The sequence below is a fragment of the Bradyrhizobium sp. CCBAU 53338 genome, from assembly GCF_015291665.1.
Lineage (GTDB): Bacteria > Pseudomonadota > Alphaproteobacteria > Rhizobiales > Xanthobacteraceae > Bradyrhizobium.
The window spans coordinates 2141768-2158644 of the sequence record NZ_CP030048.1 but is presented as its reverse complement, the minus strand read 5'-3'; the positions used below and the strand labels follow the sequence as shown (position 1 = coordinate 2158644).

Sequence of the window (16877 nt, the reverse complement as noted above, 5' to 3'; positions counted from 1 at the left end):
TATTAGCGAGCCTTGGATCGAACGGCGAGGTCGTGTCGCCTCCCGCGCTGCCGTTGCGAATCCAGCGTCGGCGGGAGTCCCAAATCTCGGAGGGGTGGGCGCTACTGGCCGAAACGGACACCTTCAAGCAACCGATTGCGTTGTCGGCATCCAACCCTTGCCCTCCTGCACCACTGCTGCTGCGGCTATCTTCGATCCCGCTGCGGGTTCGGGAGCGCTAATCTGTCCCAGTTCACGGGCCAACACCTCGCGGTCACAGGCGTTCTCCCACAGCGAAACGGTGATGGCAGCGACACAGTTGCTGATCATGCTGGTCAGTGCCCTCGCTTCCGACATGAAACGGTCGATACCGACCAGTAGAGCCACACCGGTCACGGGCAAGTCCGGCATGACGGTGAGAGTTGCAACTAGCGCGACGAAGCCGCTGCCGGTGACGCCGGCCGCTCCCTTGGACGTCAGCAGCATCAGTCCGAGCATCGCCGCAATCTGCCCCCAAGATAGGTGAATGTCGCAGGCCTGGGCGATGAAGATGGACGCCAGGGTGAGATAAATAGCGCTGCCGTCCAGATTGAAGGAGTAACCCATCGGAAGCACGAGTCCTGACACGCCTTTCCGGCATCCAAGTTGCTCCAGCTTGCGCAGCGCGCCAGGAAGCGCCGGCTCCGACGATGACGTGCCGAGCACGATCAGCAGCTCTTCCTTGAAGTAGCGGATCGTCTTCCACAGGCTGAAGCCGTTCAGTCGCGCAAGCGTCCCGAGCACGACGAATACGAAGACGGAGCACGCGATATAGAATGTCAGGATCAGCAGTCCGAGCGAGCCAATCGAACGGATGCCATAGCGGCCGACCGTGAACGCCATGGCGCCAAAGGCGCCGAGTGGAGCGAGCTTCATGATGAAGCCGAAGGAAATAAACAGAACCTGCGAGAACGATTCAACCGCCTTCGTCACTACGGCACCGCCATCGCCGGCGCGGCTCAGCCCAAAGGCGATCAGGATGGAGACCAGCAGGACCGGCAGCACTTCGCCATCGGCGAACGCGCCAAAGAACGAATGCGGGATGATATGCAGCACGAAGTCAGCAAATCCGGTCGCAGCTGCCTGCTTGGTGAATTTCGCAGCCACCGACGGATCCAGCGTATTGACGGATACATGCATGCCGACGCCCGGCTGGATCAGCAATACAGCAACCAGTCCCGCCAACAGCGCGAGCGCGGTCAGCAGGTAGAACAGCGCCATGGATTTCACCAGCGAACGGCCGACCTCGCGGGAATCGCTGATGCTGTTGATGCCGCTCACGATGGTGCAGAACACGATCGGCGCGATCATCATCTTGACGAGCTTGACGAAGCCGTCGCCAAACGGCTTCAGCGCGGCTCCGAATTCGGGCCAGAAATGGCCCGTGAGGACACCCAGCGCGAGGCCGATCAGCACTTGAACATAGAGAATCCGGTAGAAGGGTTTTCCAGCCTCGGTGCTCGCGTGGCCGACTAGCGCTTCTTTGTGCATTCTCATCTCTCCCATGGCTCTGATTTTTCTTGATGGCTTAAGGCGGACCGAGTTCAGGCCGCCAGGATTGAATGAGGCACGTGCGCTCGCCGGGCGAAGACGTGACCTTGGAAAATCCGGCGGGCCGTCCGCTGCACCCGGGCAACCGGGCCGGGCTCCAGCCGAACCACGAGCTGGCCGGAGGGATGGGCGAGCGTGATCGGCACCGGCGGCGCCAGCGGTCCGACAATCTCTGCCGCGATCGTTCCTGACGTCACACAGGCCGTCGCGATAGCGACCGCGCCCGTCACCGCCAGCGCGCTATGGCAGTCGTGCGGCATGAAGTACCGCGTGTGCAACGTCGCGTCCGTCGCGGGTGCAATCAGGACCGGTTTCGGAATCACCATGGACGCTGAGTTTGGAAAGCCCATCCGGCGCCCAGCTTCGATGCGCAGGTTTTCGAGCCGGGCGCGGAAGCCGCTGTCGGCGAACTCCGAAGGTGCCTCGCGGCCGGTCCATCCCAGGTCCGCCGCGCGAACCAGCATGACGGGCATGGCTGCGTCGATGCAGGTCACATCGATCCCTTCGATGCGGTCGACCGGCTGTCCTGTCGGCAGGAGGCGACCGGTGCGTGCGCCGGCCGCGTTGGGGAACGACAGTTCGATGGGCGCGGCCGTTCCCGGCACACCGTCGATCCGCGCGTCGCCTTCATAGGTCACCCTCCCGCCAGGGGTGGAAACCGTCGCATCGATCAGCTTGCCGGTGTTGACATTATGGATGCGTACCTGGGTGCGATCTGCGACAGCGGCGACCAGGCCGGTTTCGATAGCGAAGGGCCCTACCGCTGCTAGCATGTTTCCGCAATTGGGTGAGGTATCGACGATCCCCTCGCGGACCCGCACCTGGGCAAACAAATAATCGACATCGGCGCCGGGCACCGATGCCGGTCCGATGATCGCGACCTTGTTGATGACGGCATTGCCGCCGCCGATTCCATCGATGCCCAGATCGTGCCCGCCCCCCATCACCGACAGCAGGACCGCATCGCGCGCCCTGGGATCGGCCGGAAGATCGCTGGCCAGGAAAAACGGCCCGCGCGAGGTTCCGCCGCGCATGACCACGCAGGGAATGGCAATCTGATCGTTCATTGGAGCTGTTCCATTCGGCGACATCTTCGTGCGAACAGAGCATGGGCCCTTGAAACTCTTCTGTAAAATGCAAATATCTGAAGTATTAATGCGTCATTCGGTATAATTGGGGCCAGCCATGAACGCAGAATTGCTCGACCTGAAGGCGTTCATTACCGTCGCGGAGACTGGAAGCTTTGTCCGCACCGCCAAGGCGCTGAACCTGTCGCAGCCGGCGCTCAGCCGACGCATTCAGAAGCTAGAAGAAAGCCTCGGTGCGCCGCTGCTCGAACGCTCGACGCGTCACGTCAATCTCACCATGACCGGCCGCGACTTCTTGCCGAAGGTGCGTCGTCTCATCGACGATTTCGAGACCTCGGTGCTCGCCATCCGTGACATCGGCGCGCGAAGTTCAGGCTTGGTTTCGGTGGCTGCGGTGCCGACGGCGGTGTTTTATTTCTTGCCGCGTGCGATCGGCCGGTTCGCCGACGCGTATCCGCGCATTCGCATCCGGATTCTGGACATCGGTGCCAATGAGGGATTAGAGGCGGTCGCGCGCGGAGAAGTCGACTTCGGGATCAATTTCATCGGTGCGTCGCATGCCGAAATCGAATTCGAGAAACTGGTCGAGGATCCTTTTGTCCTGGCCTGCCGCCACGACCATCCGTTGGCATCGCGTAAACAGGTAAGCTGGTCGGAGATCGTTTCGCACCGTGTTATTACCGTCGGTCGCAATAGTGGTAATCGCGCGTTGATCGACAATGCGCTGGCGCGACACGGCCTGCAGCTCAACTGGTCCTACGAAGTTGCTCACCTTTCCGGTTCGCTTGGCTTGGTCGAAGCGGGGCTGGGCATCGCCATTCTACCGAGGCTGGCGACCCCGGCCGCCGGCCATCCGATCATTCACACCGTGAGGGTAACCGATCCGGAGGTGTCGCGGACGATAGGCATCGTGCGCAGGCATGGGTCGACGCTATCCCCTCATGCCAGCCAATTTCTCAAGATGCTCCTCGATGCATGGCGTTCGCCGCCTCGGGCACCCGGTCAGACCCGGTCGCGGTCCCGAGGCACGGCTGCGGACCTCACAAAGGACGGACCGCGACTACCTGGACGCCAGAAAAGGGGACTGAAAAAGCTCTCATGATCGCTCACGAAGGTTTCGTGGAAATAGCGAAGCGATCATAAGTTTGCCGATCGGCTCTACCCCCGGGGCCAGCCCGCGCTGGTTGTCGAGAGCAGCAGAAGAAATAAAGCACTATGCGCATCATATCTCGCAGCAGCACGTGTGCTTCGCGAACCCTGCATGACGATTGTCCCACTCGTTGAACATACACGCCAACGCCATCGCCGGCCCTTCGGCTGCAGGATGATCTCGAAAGTAGGAAATTGATGCGACACGGGTTATGCAGCACGGCTCAAGCCCAGGAGATGGCCATCGGTTGCGTAAGCCGGAGCAGCACTGAAATTAGGCGCCGTAAGGCCGGCCGACAGTCGCCGGCTCGTCAATCCGAAGTCGCCTGGGGTAACTGCCGCGCCCCGTTCCATGCGGGGCGCCACTTTGACAACGACGATGCTTGTGCCCTCCCTTCGATGAAGCGTCAATTTCAACTCCTGTCCAACTCGCGCCAGGCCTACCTTGTTGCGCAATTGCGCAGCCGACCGAATGGGACGGTCGTCGGCCATTGTCACAATGTCCCCTTTGCGCAGACCGGCCATTTCCGCCGGCGAGTTTGGCAGAACCTCAGCTATCAAAGCGCCTTCGGCCCGAGCACCGGACAGCCGCGGGTCCTGCAAAGAAACGCCGATGCGGCCACGTTCGACATGGCCGGTAGCAACGATTTGCTCCATCACTCTCCGCGCCATATTGGACGGGATCGCAAAGCCAATTCCGACGTTTCCGCCCGCTGGCGAGATGATCGCTGAATTGATTCCGACTAGCTCGCCGCGGAGGCTGACCAGCGCACCGCCGGAATTGCCGGGATTAATCGCCGCGTCAGTCTGAATGAAATCCTCAAAGCCCTGCTTGCCAAGGCCGGTGCGGCCGAGTGCGCTGACCAGACCCGAGGTTACGGTTTGGCCCAGACCAAAGGGATTGCCGATCGCGAGCACAAAATCACCAACCTCCAGGATGTCACTGTCGCCAAAAGCAAGCGCCTTGAGCCCCACGGGGCTCTGGATCTGTAACACGGCCACATCGGTCGGCGGATCGCGACCAATCACCTTGGCCGAAAACTGTCGGCCCTCCTTCGTGGTGACTTGCACGGTGGAAGTGCCCTCGACGACGTGATTATTGGTGAGTACAAAGCCGCGCAGAGCATCGACGATCACTCCGGATCCGGTTGCGTTGACCTCTTTCTCGATTTGCTTCGGAACATCGAAGAATTCGCGGAACACCGGGTCACGGTAGAGGGGATTGTCTTCACGCACGCGACCGTGCACCGAAATGTTAACGACCGCAGGCGTGACTTGGCGAACGAGCGGCGCCAATGTCGGGATCGGCGCTCCGGTCTTGAGATCGGGAACTTGCGCCGTCACGAGAGACGGTGCCCCAAACGTCAGCGTCAACACCAACAGCGCCAATTGGATTACGCGACCATTTTTCATCTTGTGCACCATGATATTCGCGGGAGCCGGCTCAAGCGCTTGCCGGCAGCCACATCGCACGTTGCAGAGCGACGCAGGGAACGACACAGGCCGCAGCCATATGACCGAACAAGACAAGGCCGAGGACAGCGTGCGTGACCATCATGCGGCCCTCCGTTCTGCGGCGGCCCAAGGCCGCCGCAGCCGCATCGGCACGCCGCCACCACGCGGCGGGTCATCATTGTCATTGTCGCCGTCGAGCTTGCGCAAGGCTGCGAGAATATCCGCGAGCCGGACCGTATGGCTCATGCCGGGAATCTTGCGCAACCACGGACAGGATTCCACCGCATACATGTCGGAGGCCCAGGACGACAGGATGATGCGCTTCTCCGGCGTGGAGAGCTCATTGTCGTTCAGGACGCTCCTTGGAGAATCGTAGTGAGCGGCGGGGTGAAAGATCGGATGAAGATTGTGAGCATTTGTGTTTGCGTTCGTCATCGTCGCGTCTCCCTTATCTCTCCTTTCCGAGGGATTGCTGTGGGAAGAAACGGCGGCGGAGCCGTCGCTTCCTGGTTTTGATTATGCCGCATTGATCGCGATGCGCTTCACGCCCTCGCGCGGCTTGTCCGATTTGGGCAACGAGACAGTCAGGACACCGTTCTTGAACGTCGCCTCAACCTTGTCTTCCTGCACATCGTCGAGCGGAATCTGGCGCTCGAAGGCGCCGTAATACCGCTCGCTGAAGTATCGGCCTTCTCCATGGTGCTCGGCCTTCTTCTCGCCGCGGATCGTCAGGACGCCATTGGTGATTTCCACCTGAACGTCCTTTTCGGTCATCCCCGGCAGTTCGGCCGACACGGTCAGTGCCTTGTCCGTTTCGCTGAGCTCGACCTTCGGCCAGCCAAAGCGACCTTCCATCGACGACGACAGGCCCGGGCTGCCAAAGCCGCGGAACACATCGTCGAACAGACGGTTCATTTCACGGTGCAGTGTCAGGAAGGGATCGAAGCTGTCGCGGGCGGGCGCAAGCTCCTGCGGTTTCGACCACGGAATGAGATCACGAATAGCCATTGTTCTACCTCGCTTGTTCGTGGGGACAGGGTGTGCGGACGCTTCACGCGCCGCACGCCCCGTCTCGATGCTGCAATCGCGCCTAAGCTGCCTTCTTCTGCGCGATCTGGGGTGAGGAAGAAGCCGCCGTTCCGATCTCGATACGGCGCGGCTTCATCGCTTCCGGCACCTCGCGCACGAGATCAACGATCAGCAGACCGTCCTGGAACGAGGCCTGCTTGACCTGGACATAGTCAGCGAGGTTGAACACACGCCGGAACGGACGGGCCGCGATACCTTGGTAAAGGTATTCGCGCGCGCCACCGTCGGGCTTCTTGCCCTCAACGGTCAGCACGTTCTGTTCCGCCGTCACGGCGATGTCCTGAACACCGAAGCCGGCCACTGCCAGCGTGACCCGGTAGTGGTCTTCGCCGAAACGTTCAATGTTGTAGGGAGGATAGTTGTCTTCGGTCGCCTGACGCAGCGTCGAATCGACGAGGTCTGCCAGGTGATCGAAGCCAATCGTGGAGCGCCACAGCGGCGCGAAGTCGAGTGTCCTCATAGCCAAGTCCTCCAAAGAGCAAGATGGATACGAAGGAACGCCAGGCCGTGTTTACGGAACGGTCCGAAGCCCGGTCCGGCGCCCGTACCGGACCCTAAACCGGCGTCCGGCGCACCGCTCTCGCGGCGAAAAATGACTTAAAAAAATGGAAGATGATTTCAAGAGGGTTGCTCAAAAAAATCTTCAAGTTCCGATCATGCCGCAATTTCAATCCGGGTTACGCGGCCTCGGCGTAAGTCAGGCGGGCCAGTTGTGCTTCAGCATCATTGTGCAGGCGCATGAGGCGAGCGCGATCCTCAGAAGTTAGGTCGCTCGCAGGCAAGAGCCTTTCGCAATGCGAAATAACGCGTCTCTGGCTTTCGATCAGAAAGGCAAACGCGCCGCCAACAGCGGGTTCATACGGCATGGAAAGTCCTTACACAGCTCAGACGGAAGTTTGGAGCGACCGGATCGACCGGCCGCTCCACACGGACTAGCTGGTTGCAGGTGGCGTCCCGTCGCGCTGGGTCGGCAACAGGTCGAACCTCAGCCGGGGCGCATCCAGGACCGGCGAAAGCAGCGTATCCACCTTCATCGTGGAAGGCGCCTGCGGCCAGGTCAGCCAGGGCATCGTGTCCACGTACGGAATCGGCGGCAAGGCAATTTGTTCGAAGCCGATTTTTGCTGCCCGCAGCGGGGATGTCGCTTCCGACCCTCGCGCCGCAAACGGCGCCAGCGCAACGACACCACCGAGTGTTACTGCGAGGAGATTGATTAGGGTTTTGTGGGTGCCCTCCGCCCGAGCGGAGAATGTGAATTGATCCTTGATCATCTCATGCTCCTATCGTCGAAAACAGATCCAGATGTCCTTTCTGTATGTGAGAGGTGGGCCCAGCCGGTCGGCCGGGCCCGATACGCGTTAGAAGTCCATGGCGGGAGCCGGCGCGGCTTCCGTTTTCTTCGGCTTGTCCGCCACCAGCGCTTCCGTGGTGATGAGCAGCGACGCGACCGAGGCCGCATCCTGCAGGGCGGTGCGCACGACCTTCGCGGGATCGATCACGCCGGCCTTCACCATGTCCTGGTATTCGCCGGTCGCGGCATTGAAGCCCCAGTTGTAGCTCTGGTGCTCCAGAAGCTTGCCTACCACCACCGACCCGTCCTCACCGGCATTTTGCACGATCTGGCGTGCAGGCACCTGGACCGCGCGGCGTACGATATCGACGCCGGCCTTCTGGTCGGAATTGGCGATCTTGATGCCCTCGAGGGCCCTTAGCGAGCGCAATAGCGCAACGCCGCCGCCCGGCAGAATGCCTTCCTCGACCGCCGCCCGCGTCGCGTGCAATGCGTCGTCGACGCGATCCTTGCGCTCCTTGACCTCGACCTCGGTGGCGCCGCCGACGCGGATCACCGCGACGCCGCCGGCAAGCTTCGCCAGCCGTTCCTGCAGCTTCTCGCGGTCATAGTCGGAGGTCGTCTCCTCGATCTGCGCCCTGATCTGCAGGCTGCGCGCCTCGATGTCCTTCTTGGCACCCACGCCGTCGACGATCGTGGTATTCTCCTTGTCGATCACCACCTTCTTGGCGCGCCCGAGCATCTTCACCGTGACGTTTTCGAGCTTGATTCCGAGGTCTTCGGAGATCGCGGTGCCGCCAGTGAGGATCGCGATGTCCTCCAGCATGGCCTTGCGCCGGTCGCCAAAGCCGGGTGCCTTGACGGCGGCAACCTTCAGCCCGCCGCGCAGGCGGTTCACGACCAGGGTGGCGAGCGCTTCGCCTTCGACTTCCTCGGCGATGATCAGAAGCGGCTTGCCGGATTGCACGACCTGCTCAAGCAGCGGCAGCATGGTTTGCAGGCCCGAAAGCTTCTTCTCGTGGATGAGCACGTAGGGATCCTCGAGCTCGACCCGCATCTTTTCCGCGTTGGTGACGAAGTAGGGCGAGACGTAGCCGCGGTCAAATTGCATGCCTTCGACCACTTCGAGCTCGGTGTTCAAGCTCTTGGCTTCTTCGACCGTAATGACCCCCTCGTTTCCGACCTTCTGCATGGCCTCGGCGAGGAAGCGGCCGATCTCGGCGTCCCCATTAGCCGAGATGGTGCCGACCTGGGCGATCTCGTCGTTGGAGGTGACCTTCTTGGCGTGGGTCTTGAGGTCAGTGACGATCGCGTCCACCGCGAGATCGATCCCGCGTTTCAGGTCCATCGGGTTCATGCCAGCCGCAACGGCCTTGGCGCCTTCCTTGACGATCGCCTGCGCGAGCACGGTCGCGGTGGTGGTGCCGTCGCCCGCCAGATCGTTGGTCTTGGAGGCGACTTCGCGCACCATCTGTGCGCCCATGTTCTCGAACTTGTCCTCGAGTTCGATCTCCTTGGCGACGGTGACGCCGTCCTTGGTGATGCGGGGCGCGCCGAACGATTTTTCGATCACGACGTTACGCCCCTTCGGACCGAGCGTGACCTTCACCGCGTTCGCCAGCGTGTCCACACCCCGCAGCATTCGCTCGCGGGCTTCGGTCGAAAACTTTACGTCCTTGGCAGCCATTTTGAAAATCTCCCTTCTCTTCGATGACTGTCAGCTCACGCTGCCGTCTTGAGCGCTTCGGCCTTTTCGACCACGCCCAGAAGGTCGCTCTCCTTCATGATCAGCAGCTCCTTACCGTCGATCTTGACCTCGGTGCCCGACCACTTCGCAAACAGCACGCGGTCGCCGGCCCTGACGTCGAGCGGCACGAGTTGGCCCTGCTCGTTGCGGCCTCCTGGGCCTACGGCGATGATCTCGCCCTGCTGCGGCTTCTCCTTGGCAGTGTCGGGAATGATGATGCCGCCAGACGTTTTCTCTTCGGCATCAATGCGGCGCACGAGCACGCGATCGTGCAATGGACGGAAATGCATGCACATCCTCCTCAATCAGGTTCAGCGATGTTCAAAATCCGGGTCCGGAAACGGCCCCCGGGCGGACAACGAACTGGGAGTCGAATCGGCCCGGTTCAAGACCGCTCGAGTGAATTTTTTTGCCCGTAACGGCGCCCTTGCATTCGGACCAAAGCTTCTGGGATGAACCAAGGGCTTGCCGTCAACGATTGGTAAACTGTGCACGCGTTGCGCTAACTTCTTGCCGTGCCGCTGGTTTCGATAATCCGCATTTCGTGCGCCGGCGCCACAATTTTTTTCGGCCCCCTCTTGAAACCGAAAACGGTTTTGCTAATTTTCCGACGCCACAGAAAATGTGGGGTTCGGACGCCTCATGGGTCCGGATCAATGAGACGGGCACCGGTCGTGTCCGGTGCCGCTCGTAACCATCTTGCTCTTTTGGAGGATTTGGCTATGCGCACTTACGATTTTTCGCCCCTTTGGCGTTCGACCATCGGCTTCGACCGCCTTTTTGACCTCGCAGAGACGGCGCAGCGCGCCGGCGAGGACAACTACCCACCGTACAACATCGAACGCCTTTCCGAAGACCGCTATCAGATTTCGCTGGCGGTTGCGGGCTTCGCGTCAAGCGATATCGCAATCACGGCCGAACAGAACGTAGTCACCATTGAAGGCAACAAGCCGGATCATGCCGAGCGGAATTTCATCCATCGCGGCATCTCTACCCGCAATTTCAAGCGAAAGTTCAATCTGGCGGATTACGTCCAGGTCAAGAGCGCATCCTTCGAGAACGGGCTGCTCAAGGTCGACCTGGTCCGGGAGATTCCGGAAGCCATGAAGCCGCGCCGGATCGCGATCAACGGCGCGCCGGCGGACAATGTCCAGAAACTAGAGACCAAGGCAGCGGCGTAAGCAAGCTATCTGATCGGCGCCGCGCGCGTTCGCGCGGCCGCCTCTATTTGTCAACGAACAGGAGGATCCAATGCGGCTGACGACCGCGGACGATAATGCGCGTCTCCCGACAAGCGACGGCCGACGTTACTTTCGTCGGACCAAGCGCGGCAACTCTACATGACGCGGGAGAGAAGCAGTCATGACTGGCCACCATATCGAACGACTTCGCGCGCACCGAAACAATATTCGCCGTTATCGCAGGCTCCTCGAGACGTCTCTCACAGATCTTGAACGAGGCTATATCGAGCGACGATTGCTTGACGAACGAGCTTCCGTGAAAGCTCTGCTGCGAGAGGCTTACCCGGATTGCCTGTCACTCCGGACGACGAAACCCGGGGCAGATCGGCGCACAACGCCATTGGAGCTGACGGAGTTCCTGCATCCGGCCGGTGCTTTTGAGCATCCCCTAGATGTACTCGATGATCCCGATCTCACCGCGTACGAGAAGCGGGCCATCTTGTCCTCCTGGCTCGCGGATCACTGCCTCGGCGAAGATCGCTCCCACCTGAACCCGCGCCACGACGATACAAGCGCCCGGCTCGAAGATATCGTCGATGCGCTGTGTGATCTCTTCTCGCAAACGGAGACCGAGAACATCGATCATGAATGCAAGCTGGATCGAAAGGAGCGGCGGACAGGACTCCAGTTCCCTTCAGGGCGTCGGCATCATGACGACCTCAGGAGGACAAATCGATGCTAATCGATCCCGCTGATGTTGCCGCACTGGTCAGATCAGTCGGATGCCTTTTGAGCATGGCGATTATCGCAAGAGTGCTTTCGAGAGCAACACTTCGCTGATCGCCGCTCCATACCGGCCTTACCTTACGAGAGCCACTGCGAGGGGCACATGTACAACACGTATTCTCGGCCACTGCCTTCAATTGCAATCGGACTGACTCACTATCTCGCTCAGATCAAGAAATTTCCGATCCTGACCCAGGAAGAGGAGACCCAATTCGCGAGACGCTGGCGCCAGCTGGGCGATCGCGAAGCGGCCTATCGCCTCGTCACAAGCCACCTGCGCCTCGTTGCAAAGGTTGCGATGCGATACCGCGGTTACGGATTGCCCATCGCCGACATCGTTTCCGAAGGCAATATCGGATTGATGCAGGCCGTGCGACGCTTCGATCCGGAGCGAGGGGTTCGTCTTTCAACGTTCGCATTGTGGTGGATCCGGGCGACGATTCAGGAATACGTACTTCGATCCTGGTCGATGGTGAAGGTTTCAACAAACAACGCACAAAAGAAACTCTTCTTCAAACTACGGCAAGCTAAGCGTGCGATCTCGGCTGTCGAGGACGGAGATCTGCGTCCTGAGCAGGTTCAAGCAATTGCTGCGCGCCTCGAGGTGCCGGAAAGAGAGGTAGTAGACATGGACCGGCGCCTGCGCGGCGACGTATCCCTGAATTCCCGCACTCACGACGATCTGGACGCCGACGAAGCGATAGAACGTCTTGTAGACCCTTCGCCTGCACAAGACGACAAGCTGGCTGATGAACACGAATTGGTCCAACGCCGACAAGCGTTGCGAGCCGCTATCCAGACGCTTGCTCCGCGCGAGCGACACATCTTCACTGCGCGCCAGTTGACTGAAACGCCTCCAACACTGGAGGAACTCGCGGCAGAATATGGAGTATCCCGCGAGCGGGTCCGCCAAATAGAGCAGCGAGCATTTGAGAAGATAAGGCTGGCAATGCATCCGGCCGGCAATTCTTTGAAGACCGCGACAACTGTCGCAAGGAATTCCGTGTCGGTCCAATCGGCACAAGAAAATCGAGATAGACCCTATCGGCGAGCTGCTGAATTCAACGACATCTGAGCCTTGAACGCATGAACCCGCCGGGCGGGCGGCTCGCCAGCATTCGCTATGCAGCGATAGAGCAATTCTGCAGCGCAGCTAAATCATGCGAAGGGACAGAAGGGGAAATTAGCGTTGGTTGAATGAAAGGTTCGATAAACTGAGGCGGCCTAGTCTTTCGGCGGCGGCGTCTGGTTGATCAATTGAGAGACAGCCGTCACGACTTGGGCAGGCGCAAATGGCTTGCTAAGAAGAATGCTATTGGGCACGCCATGCGAGGGCCACTCATCCGCCGCAGCTCCGGTCATGTAAATTACCGGCATCTCCGGATTGAGCTCCCTGGCCCGTTTGGCAACGTCCCAGCCCGTCAGCTGGCCCTTCAAGTTAATGTCGGTCAAGAGCGCTCGATACTTCGTGGGCGCGCCTTGAAGCAGTGCTACTGCCTTTTCACCAGATGCAACGATCTCATTTTCAAATCCGCCCTCGGCAAGCGCGGCGTCGACAAGGTCTTGGATCAGAGAATCGTTTTCTACCACTAGGATTAATAGTACCGCGCTGTGCATAATCCCACCTCCGCCGCACCAATGCGGCAACTGCTAAGTGCTAAAAGGCACATAAGTTCCAGATGCGAAACCGGCCAGCGGGAATGTCACCTGAACCAATGGCACGTGGGGGCCGCTCCGCGACCGGAAGAGTCCGACGGCTGAGCTAACCGGTTCAATAGCTCGGAAGGCCTTCACTTTCTCGCCTTAGAATTGCCGACGACCGGGTCGCTGGCACTTCCGCACCTACCCGCAAAGCGTCCTCGCGGGCTCTCGAAGCACCATCTGACCTGTCGCCACGAGTGATCTGCCCTATGTCGCAGTTAGAAAAACCCGTCTGTGTCACCCCTTTCTGGAAGCGAGGACGCCCCGCACCGAGCTGCGCCTATACGTTCAATTCGGCTCACCCGCATCGCCCATCCGCCCGGAATGACGTTCAATTCTTGATTGCAGTCCGGCCAGATCAATAAAGTCATCAGCCTGCCGTCTCAGTTCATCTGCAATTATTGCTGGCGGACTCGAAAGACTCGAAACAACCGTCACGCGAACGCCACGCCGTTGGACGGCCCTGACCAGCGAACTGTACCCTCCGTCGCCTGAAAACAGGAAGATCTCGTCCAACTGTTTCGATAATTGCATGACGCCGACTGCGAGATAGATGCCCATGTCGCTCGACGCAATTGTCGCGAGTGAAGGCGCAGAAATCGTCAGCTTCAAGTCGTGATTGCTTTTCGAAGTCCCCTTTTTCGCTCTTGCTTGGCTCTTCGCGCGCTTTTTTCGCGATCACCGGCCTCCGCGAGGCTCCGCGCTCGCGCGAATTCTGAACCCTGCGGTCCAGTGTCTATGCTGACAGCTGCGGAGGTCCATTTTGGCCCCGCAACGGTTGTCAGACTAGCACAGAAAGCTCTCACAGAATTGGAGGACCGAAAGCGTTTGCGGCAGTTGCGAAAGGATTTCATCGAACGCCGCGCTAAATCGGCTGCCGATCGCAAAAAATCAAATGCCGCGACAATGCGGCCAGGAGATCAATCCACCTGAGAGCCGGACCACCTCGACGTCGAGGGGCACGCGAGCGATCAGGCACGCACCAACCGGTGGGCGAGCGCGATGCCGCGCTCAGAGATAGTAACGGTCCAACCTCCTCATCGAAAACGACGGTTCATTCCCAGACCTCTTTGCGGCAGTTATCGCATCGGAAGATCATCACGAAACGATCTCTACTGACGTCGAGAATAGATGTGATGAAACGAGTCTTGGTACCGCAACCGGCGCACTGGGGCTCCTGCTTAGGACGCGATTGTGTCGTGCAGACTTCCTTACGATCCTTCACGCTCAAGACCTCAAGGTTGGGAAAGCGATTGATATTGGTTGGCGGCATGCAGCCGCGATCCCTATTCAAAAGATGAAGCAACCCAAATTCCCGGCCGCACGCAGCGGCGGATGAGCGATCCATGCTCGCCGAGCGAGTGCAGCATGATCCAGCCATTGTTAACGAGATCGCAGATGCCTGTGTGCCGACGCAGGACATCGTCCATTGCAGTTTCGGGAGCGGCGATGAAGACGTTCAAGCGTACCGGCTCATGGACAAAGCGCGTGCCGTCATGCACCGACTGCCATGGCAATCCGAATCGCAGGTCCCCGGCGTTGCCTTCGAGCACGCCGAGCTGGCCGACGATGTTGTGAAGCACCTTGTTGCCGCTGCCGAACGCCGCGTTGTTAACGGTCGAGCCGTAGTACTGCAGATTAATCCAGCTTGCGACCGCCATCGGGGCGGTCATGATCAGCTCCAGCACCTGATGATCTCGATCCTGCTCGTGGATATAAGAGTGCAGGAAGGCGCGGCCGGACAGGTCGAGACCGCGCGTGATTCTGCGCGGGGCAGCGATGAATGCGGCGTTTCCCGCGAGGCCCCATTCTGGCCGAACTTGGGACCAGTCCTTGCTACGCGCCTTGATTGCGGCGTCGGCATCCGCCGCATCTCCGACGCCCAGCAACGCGCGGCGCTCGAGCCTCGCCAGATGAGCAGCATCGGACAGCCGCAATTTCAACCGCGCCAGATCACCTGCGAGCGCGGCCGGCACGTCCTCCTCATCGAACAGCTTGAAGTCGTCCGTGGTGGTGTCGTGAAGCGCACCGACGAACCAGCAGTCGGCGGGGATGTCGATGCCGCGCTCCCGCAAGCCGTCCCGGACTTGCGAATCGTTGAGGATCGCGGCGGCGACACGCGCATTGGCCTCGCCTGTGTGACCCCCGCAGGCGCCGCAGTCGAGGCCCGAGGCGTGTGGATTGTTGACCGTGGTGCTACCGTGCCCCGTCAGCAGCACGAGGCGCGCGAACGGCCCGGTCAGCGACATCGCCTTCAGCACCGCCTCGGCCATATCGATGGCCTGCGAGCCGGTAAAGCCGGTGGAACGTCCTTTGAGCTTGCCAGGCGCGAGCCGCGGGCCGACCCGCGCAGCGACGTCGGAATCGAGACCATCGCTGACCGGCGATGGCACCGGTCGGGTTAAACCCGCGCTGTCGGTCGCGATCTTCGCCGCGAAGCCGAGGCCCGCCGTCTCGACAAAGGAGAAGGACGACACCGCCGAGACCTTGAACGATTTCCAGGCCTTCGCCAGTCGCCGCCGGAGCAGTCGCTGGCCCAGTACTTCGGCTTCCTCGAACGGCTCGGCGTCCTTGACTTCCTCGCAGACGATGAAGGCGGGTTTGAGCAGCACGGGACATTGCGCGCCACCCCGAAGGTGGCCTATCGGAACATATTCGATGGGGAAGCCGAAGAAGCCGGCGAAGCCGATCGTTTCCACCTCCGGGCAAGCTGTCTCCAGCGCGCGCCGGAAGATTTCCGAGCGCACGTCGATGCAGAAGGCCGCCTGGACCGCAGGCCGGTCCGTCCGACCAGACGCTACCGCGCTGCGGTCGTTGGCGAGGAGCCGCGCGATCAAGTTGCGGCGGAACACGATCTCATAGGCGTCCTGCAGGACGACGTCGACGGCGAGCTCGGGAGTTTCGTCGAGGCGGTGATCGACGGGCAGCTTCGCCGCCTCCTCCATCGCTCGCGCCCAGGCTGTCCTGAAGGCGTCATCGGTCCGCGCCTCGAACAGCGCCAAACCCCAAGCCAGCCGGATCGCAAGCAGTTCGAGCAGAGTGTCGTCCCGGCGGCCCTCGAGCTCCGCGTTCCATCCTACGTAGCGCGCATAGGCCGACCAACCGAGGTCGAACAGTGCGCGCACCAGATAATCCTCGATCGCGCGATCGGGAATGCCGAGGCGGTCGACGATTACCCCGATGGCTTCGACGGGATCGGTGGGCAGCGCCGCAACGGATCTTCGAAAACCCCCAATGCCCATGACTTCGGGATTGCGGTCGTAGATCGCAAGCGTCCGCCAGGCCGCGTAGGGCTTGAGCCTGCGCGCCGGGTTTGGCCAATTCGCCTGGCCCTCGTCGAAATAGCTGGCGCAGAAGGCCGAGATCTCGTCGATCATGAGGGCAACCAACGAGACGTAGCGATCGCCTTCTGCAAGGCGATCCAGCACCTCGGCCACAGTGGCGACGACGGCCGGCGGCGCGCCGGCCGGCGCGTCCGAGCGCAACGCCTGTTTGAGGCTCTCGATGTCGAGGCCAGCGTCGGGGTGAAGCGCGAGCGCCTGCGCCATCGCCGCATCGTCGATGCGGCCTTCCGCGAGCGCCTGCCGGTAGAAAGCCCGCGGCATCAGGATGCGCGCCCGCACCACGCGCTCGAAAGTTGCGGCGGTGGCTGCGAAACTCTGACCCGTGAAGCCGAGGAACGGGTTGACCGCAACGAAATGCTTGAGCGGCCAGAGGGGGGCAACGCGTGCGCAGGCGGTTGCGATGCGGGCCTCGAGCGTAACGTCCGCGTCGGCTTCAATCGGAGCGATTTTCAGGGCAAGGGCGGCCTGGTTCATGGT

The 16877-nt window shown here is 60.8% G+C and carries 17 protein-coding genes; 4 read left to right on the top strand and 13 right to left on the bottom strand.

Going from position 1 to position 16877, the window contains the following annotated elements:
• Positions 1-123: 123 nt before the first annotated feature.
• Together dctA and XH90_RS10135 are read right to left on the bottom strand one after the other, a co-directional pair.
• Positions 124-1509 carry a C4-dicarboxylate transporter DctA gene (gene dctA, locus XH90_RS10140; RefSeq protein ID WP_194480943.1) on the bottom strand — a complete coding sequence of 462 codons (1386 nt, stop codon included), beginning with the start codon at positions 1507-1509 and terminating at the stop codon, positions 124-126.
• A gap of 53 nt (positions 1510-1562) precedes the next feature.
• Complete coding sequence (locus XH90_RS10135) at positions 1563-2636, bottom strand: 4-oxalomesaconate tautomerase (RefSeq protein ID WP_194480941.1); 1074 nt, start codon at positions 2634-2636, stop codon at positions 1563-1565.
• Positions 2637-2754: 118 nt separating this feature from the next.
• Here XH90_RS10135 and XH90_RS10130 point away from each other — a divergent pair, with 118 nt between their 5' ends.
• Positions 2755-3759 carry a LysR family transcriptional regulator gene (locus XH90_RS10130; RefSeq protein WP_246755754.1) on the top strand — a complete coding sequence of 335 codons (1005 nt, stop codon included), beginning with the start codon at positions 2755-2757 and terminating at the stop codon, positions 3757-3759.
• A gap of 257 nt (positions 3760-4016) precedes the next feature.
• On the opposite strand, the gene XH90_RS10125 is transcribed toward XH90_RS10130, so the two are convergent.
• The 4 genes from XH90_RS10125 to XH90_RS10110 form a co-directional block, all read right to left on the bottom strand.
• On the bottom strand, positions 4017-5231 hold the full coding sequence (locus tag XH90_RS10125) for a trypsin-like peptidase domain-containing protein (protein WP_371748340.1): 1215 nt from the start codon (positions 5229-5231) through the stop codon (positions 4017-4019).
• Between the two features lie 129 nt (positions 5232-5360).
• Positions 5361-5696, bottom strand: a complete 336-nt coding sequence (locus tag XH90_RS10120) for a hypothetical protein (protein ID WP_194480939.1) — start codon at positions 5694-5696, stop codon at positions 5361-5363.
• Between the two features lie 81 nt (positions 5697-5777).
• The gene (locus tag XH90_RS10115) at positions 5778-6269 is read right to left on the bottom strand and encodes an Hsp20/alpha crystallin family protein (protein ID WP_194480937.1); all 492 of its coding nucleotides are present in this window, start codon (positions 6267-6269) and stop codon (positions 5778-5780) included.
• Positions 6270-6351: 82 nt separating this feature from the next.
• Positions 6352-6810, bottom strand: a complete 459-nt coding sequence (locus XH90_RS10110) for an Hsp20 family protein (RefSeq protein ID WP_194480935.1) — start codon at positions 6808-6810, stop codon at positions 6352-6354.
• A 145-nt stretch (positions 6811-6955) separates the two neighbouring features.
• Here XH90_RS10110 and XH90_RS10105 point away from each other — a divergent pair, with 145 nt between their 5' ends.
• Positions 6956-7117, top strand: a complete 162-nt coding sequence (locus XH90_RS10105) for a hypothetical protein (RefSeq protein WP_194480927.1) — start codon at positions 6956-6958, stop codon at positions 7115-7117.
• Between the two features lie 165 nt (positions 7118-7282).
• Here the strand turns inward: XH90_RS10105 and XH90_RS10100 are convergent, their stop codons facing one another.
• The 3 genes from XH90_RS10100 to groES form a co-directional block, all read right to left on the bottom strand.
• The gene (locus XH90_RS10100) at positions 7283-7621 is read right to left on the bottom strand and encodes a hypothetical protein (RefSeq protein WP_194480925.1); all 339 of its coding nucleotides are present in this window, start codon (positions 7619-7621) and stop codon (positions 7283-7285) included.
• A gap of 87 nt (positions 7622-7708) precedes the next feature.
• A complete protein-coding gene (gene groL / locus XH90_RS10095) occupies positions 7709-9328 on the bottom strand; it encodes a chaperonin GroEL (protein ID WP_194480923.1) in 1620 nt (539 codons plus the stop codon).
• A 35-nt stretch (positions 9329-9363) separates the two neighbouring features.
• Positions 9364-9678 (bottom strand): co-chaperone GroES, encoded by a 315-nt coding sequence (gene groES / locus XH90_RS10090; RefSeq protein WP_194480921.1) that lies wholly within the window; start codon positions 9676-9678, stop codon positions 9364-9366.
• A gap of 432 nt (positions 9679-10110) precedes the next feature.
• On the opposite strand from groES, the gene XH90_RS10085 reads away from it, so the two are divergent.
• On the top strand, positions 10111-10569 hold the full coding sequence (locus tag XH90_RS10085; protein ID WP_194482647.1) for an Hsp20 family protein: 459 nt from the start codon (positions 10111-10113) through the stop codon (positions 10567-10569).
• A 448-nt stretch (positions 10570-11017) separates the two neighbouring features.
• Here the strand turns inward: XH90_RS10085 and XH90_RS10080 are convergent, their stop codons facing one another.
• Positions 11018-11215: a hypothetical protein gene (locus XH90_RS10080; RefSeq protein ID WP_194480920.1), complete on the bottom strand. Its 198-nt coding sequence runs from the start codon at positions 11213-11215 to the stop codon at positions 11018-11020.
• A 243-nt stretch (positions 11216-11458) separates the two neighbouring features.
• Here XH90_RS10080 and rpoH point away from each other — a divergent pair, with 243 nt between their 5' ends.
• Positions 11459-12430 carry an RNA polymerase sigma factor RpoH gene (gene rpoH / locus XH90_RS10075; protein ID WP_194480918.1) on the top strand — a complete coding sequence of 324 codons (972 nt, stop codon included), beginning with the start codon at positions 11459-11461 and terminating at the stop codon, positions 12428-12430.
• 149 nt (positions 12431-12579) lie between these two features.
• Here rpoH and XH90_RS10070 read toward each other — a convergent pair whose 3' ends face one another.
• The 3 genes from XH90_RS10070 to XH90_RS10060 all read right to left on the bottom strand — a co-directional run bounded on the left by XH90_RS10070 (position 12580) and on the right by XH90_RS10060 (position 16874).
• Positions 12580-12972, bottom strand: coding sequence for a response regulator (locus XH90_RS10070; RefSeq protein WP_194480917.1), 393 nt, complete (start codon positions 12970-12972; stop codon positions 12580-12582).
• A 372-nt stretch (positions 12973-13344) separates the two neighbouring features.
• Complete coding sequence (locus tag XH90_RS10065) at positions 13345-13668, bottom strand: NYN domain-containing protein (protein WP_371748339.1); 324 nt, start codon at positions 13666-13668, stop codon at positions 13345-13347.
• Between the two features lie 674 nt (positions 13669-14342).
• A complete protein-coding gene (locus XH90_RS10060) occupies positions 14343-16874 on the bottom strand; it encodes a YbcC family protein (protein ID WP_194480915.1) in 2532 nt (843 codons plus the stop codon).
• Positions 16875-16877 lie beyond the last annotated feature (3 nt).

Excerpts from the sequence above, each read along its gene's own strand:
- dctA (WP_194480943.1), bottom strand. The coding sequence starts at position 1,509 with ATGCACAAAGAAGCGCTAGTCGGCCACGCGAGCACCGAGGCTGGAAAA.
- XH90_RS10135 (WP_194480941.1), bottom strand. The coding sequence starts at position 2,636 with ATGAACGATCAGATTGCCATTCCCTGCGTGGTCATGCGCGGCGGAACC.
- XH90_RS10130 (WP_246755754.1), top strand. The coding sequence starts at position 2,755 with ATGAACGCAGAATTGCTCGACCTGAAGGCGTTCATTACCGTCGCGGAG.
- XH90_RS10125 (WP_371748340.1), bottom strand. The coding sequence starts at position 5,231 with ATGGTGCACAAGATGAAAAATGGTCGCGTAATCCAATTGGCGCTGTTG.
- XH90_RS10120 (WP_194480939.1), bottom strand. The coding sequence starts at position 5,696 with ATGACGAACGCAAACACAAATGCTCACAATCTTCATCCGATCTTTCAC.
- XH90_RS10115 (WP_194480937.1), bottom strand. The coding sequence starts at position 6,269 with ATGGCTATTCGTGATCTCATTCCGTGGTCGAAACCGCAGGAGCTTGCG.
- XH90_RS10110 (WP_194480935.1), bottom strand. The coding sequence starts at position 6,810 with ATGAGGACACTCGACTTCGCGCCGCTGTGGCGCTCCACGATTGGCTTC.
- XH90_RS10105 (WP_194480927.1), top strand. The coding sequence starts at position 6,956 with ATGGAAGATGATTTCAAGAGGGTTGCTCAAAAAAATCTTCAAGTTCCG.
- XH90_RS10100 (WP_194480925.1), bottom strand. The coding sequence starts at position 7,621 with ATGATCAAGGATCAATTCACATTCTCCGCTCGGGCGGAGGGCACCCAC.
- groL (WP_194480923.1), bottom strand. The coding sequence starts at position 9,328 with ATGGCTGCCAAGGACGTAAAGTTTTCGACCGAAGCCCGCGAGCGAATG.
- groES (WP_194480921.1), bottom strand. The coding sequence starts at position 9,678 with ATGCATTTCCGTCCATTGCACGATCGCGTGCTCGTGCGCCGCATTGAT.
- XH90_RS10085 (WP_194482647.1), top strand. The coding sequence starts at position 10,111 with ATGCGCACTTACGATTTTTCGCCCCTTTGGCGTTCGACCATCGGCTTC.
- XH90_RS10080 (WP_194480920.1), bottom strand. The coding sequence starts at position 11,215 with ATGATCGATGTTCTCGGTCTCCGTTTGCGAGAAGAGATCACACAGCGC.
- rpoH (WP_194480918.1), top strand. The coding sequence starts at position 11,459 with ATGTACAACACGTATTCTCGGCCACTGCCTTCAATTGCAATCGGACTG.
- XH90_RS10070 (WP_194480917.1), bottom strand. The coding sequence starts at position 12,972 with ATGCACAGCGCGGTACTATTAATCCTAGTGGTAGAAAACGATTCTCTG.
- XH90_RS10060 (WP_194480915.1), bottom strand. The coding sequence starts at position 16,874 with ATGAACCAGGCCGCCCTTGCCCTGAAAATCGCTCCGATTGAAGCCGAC.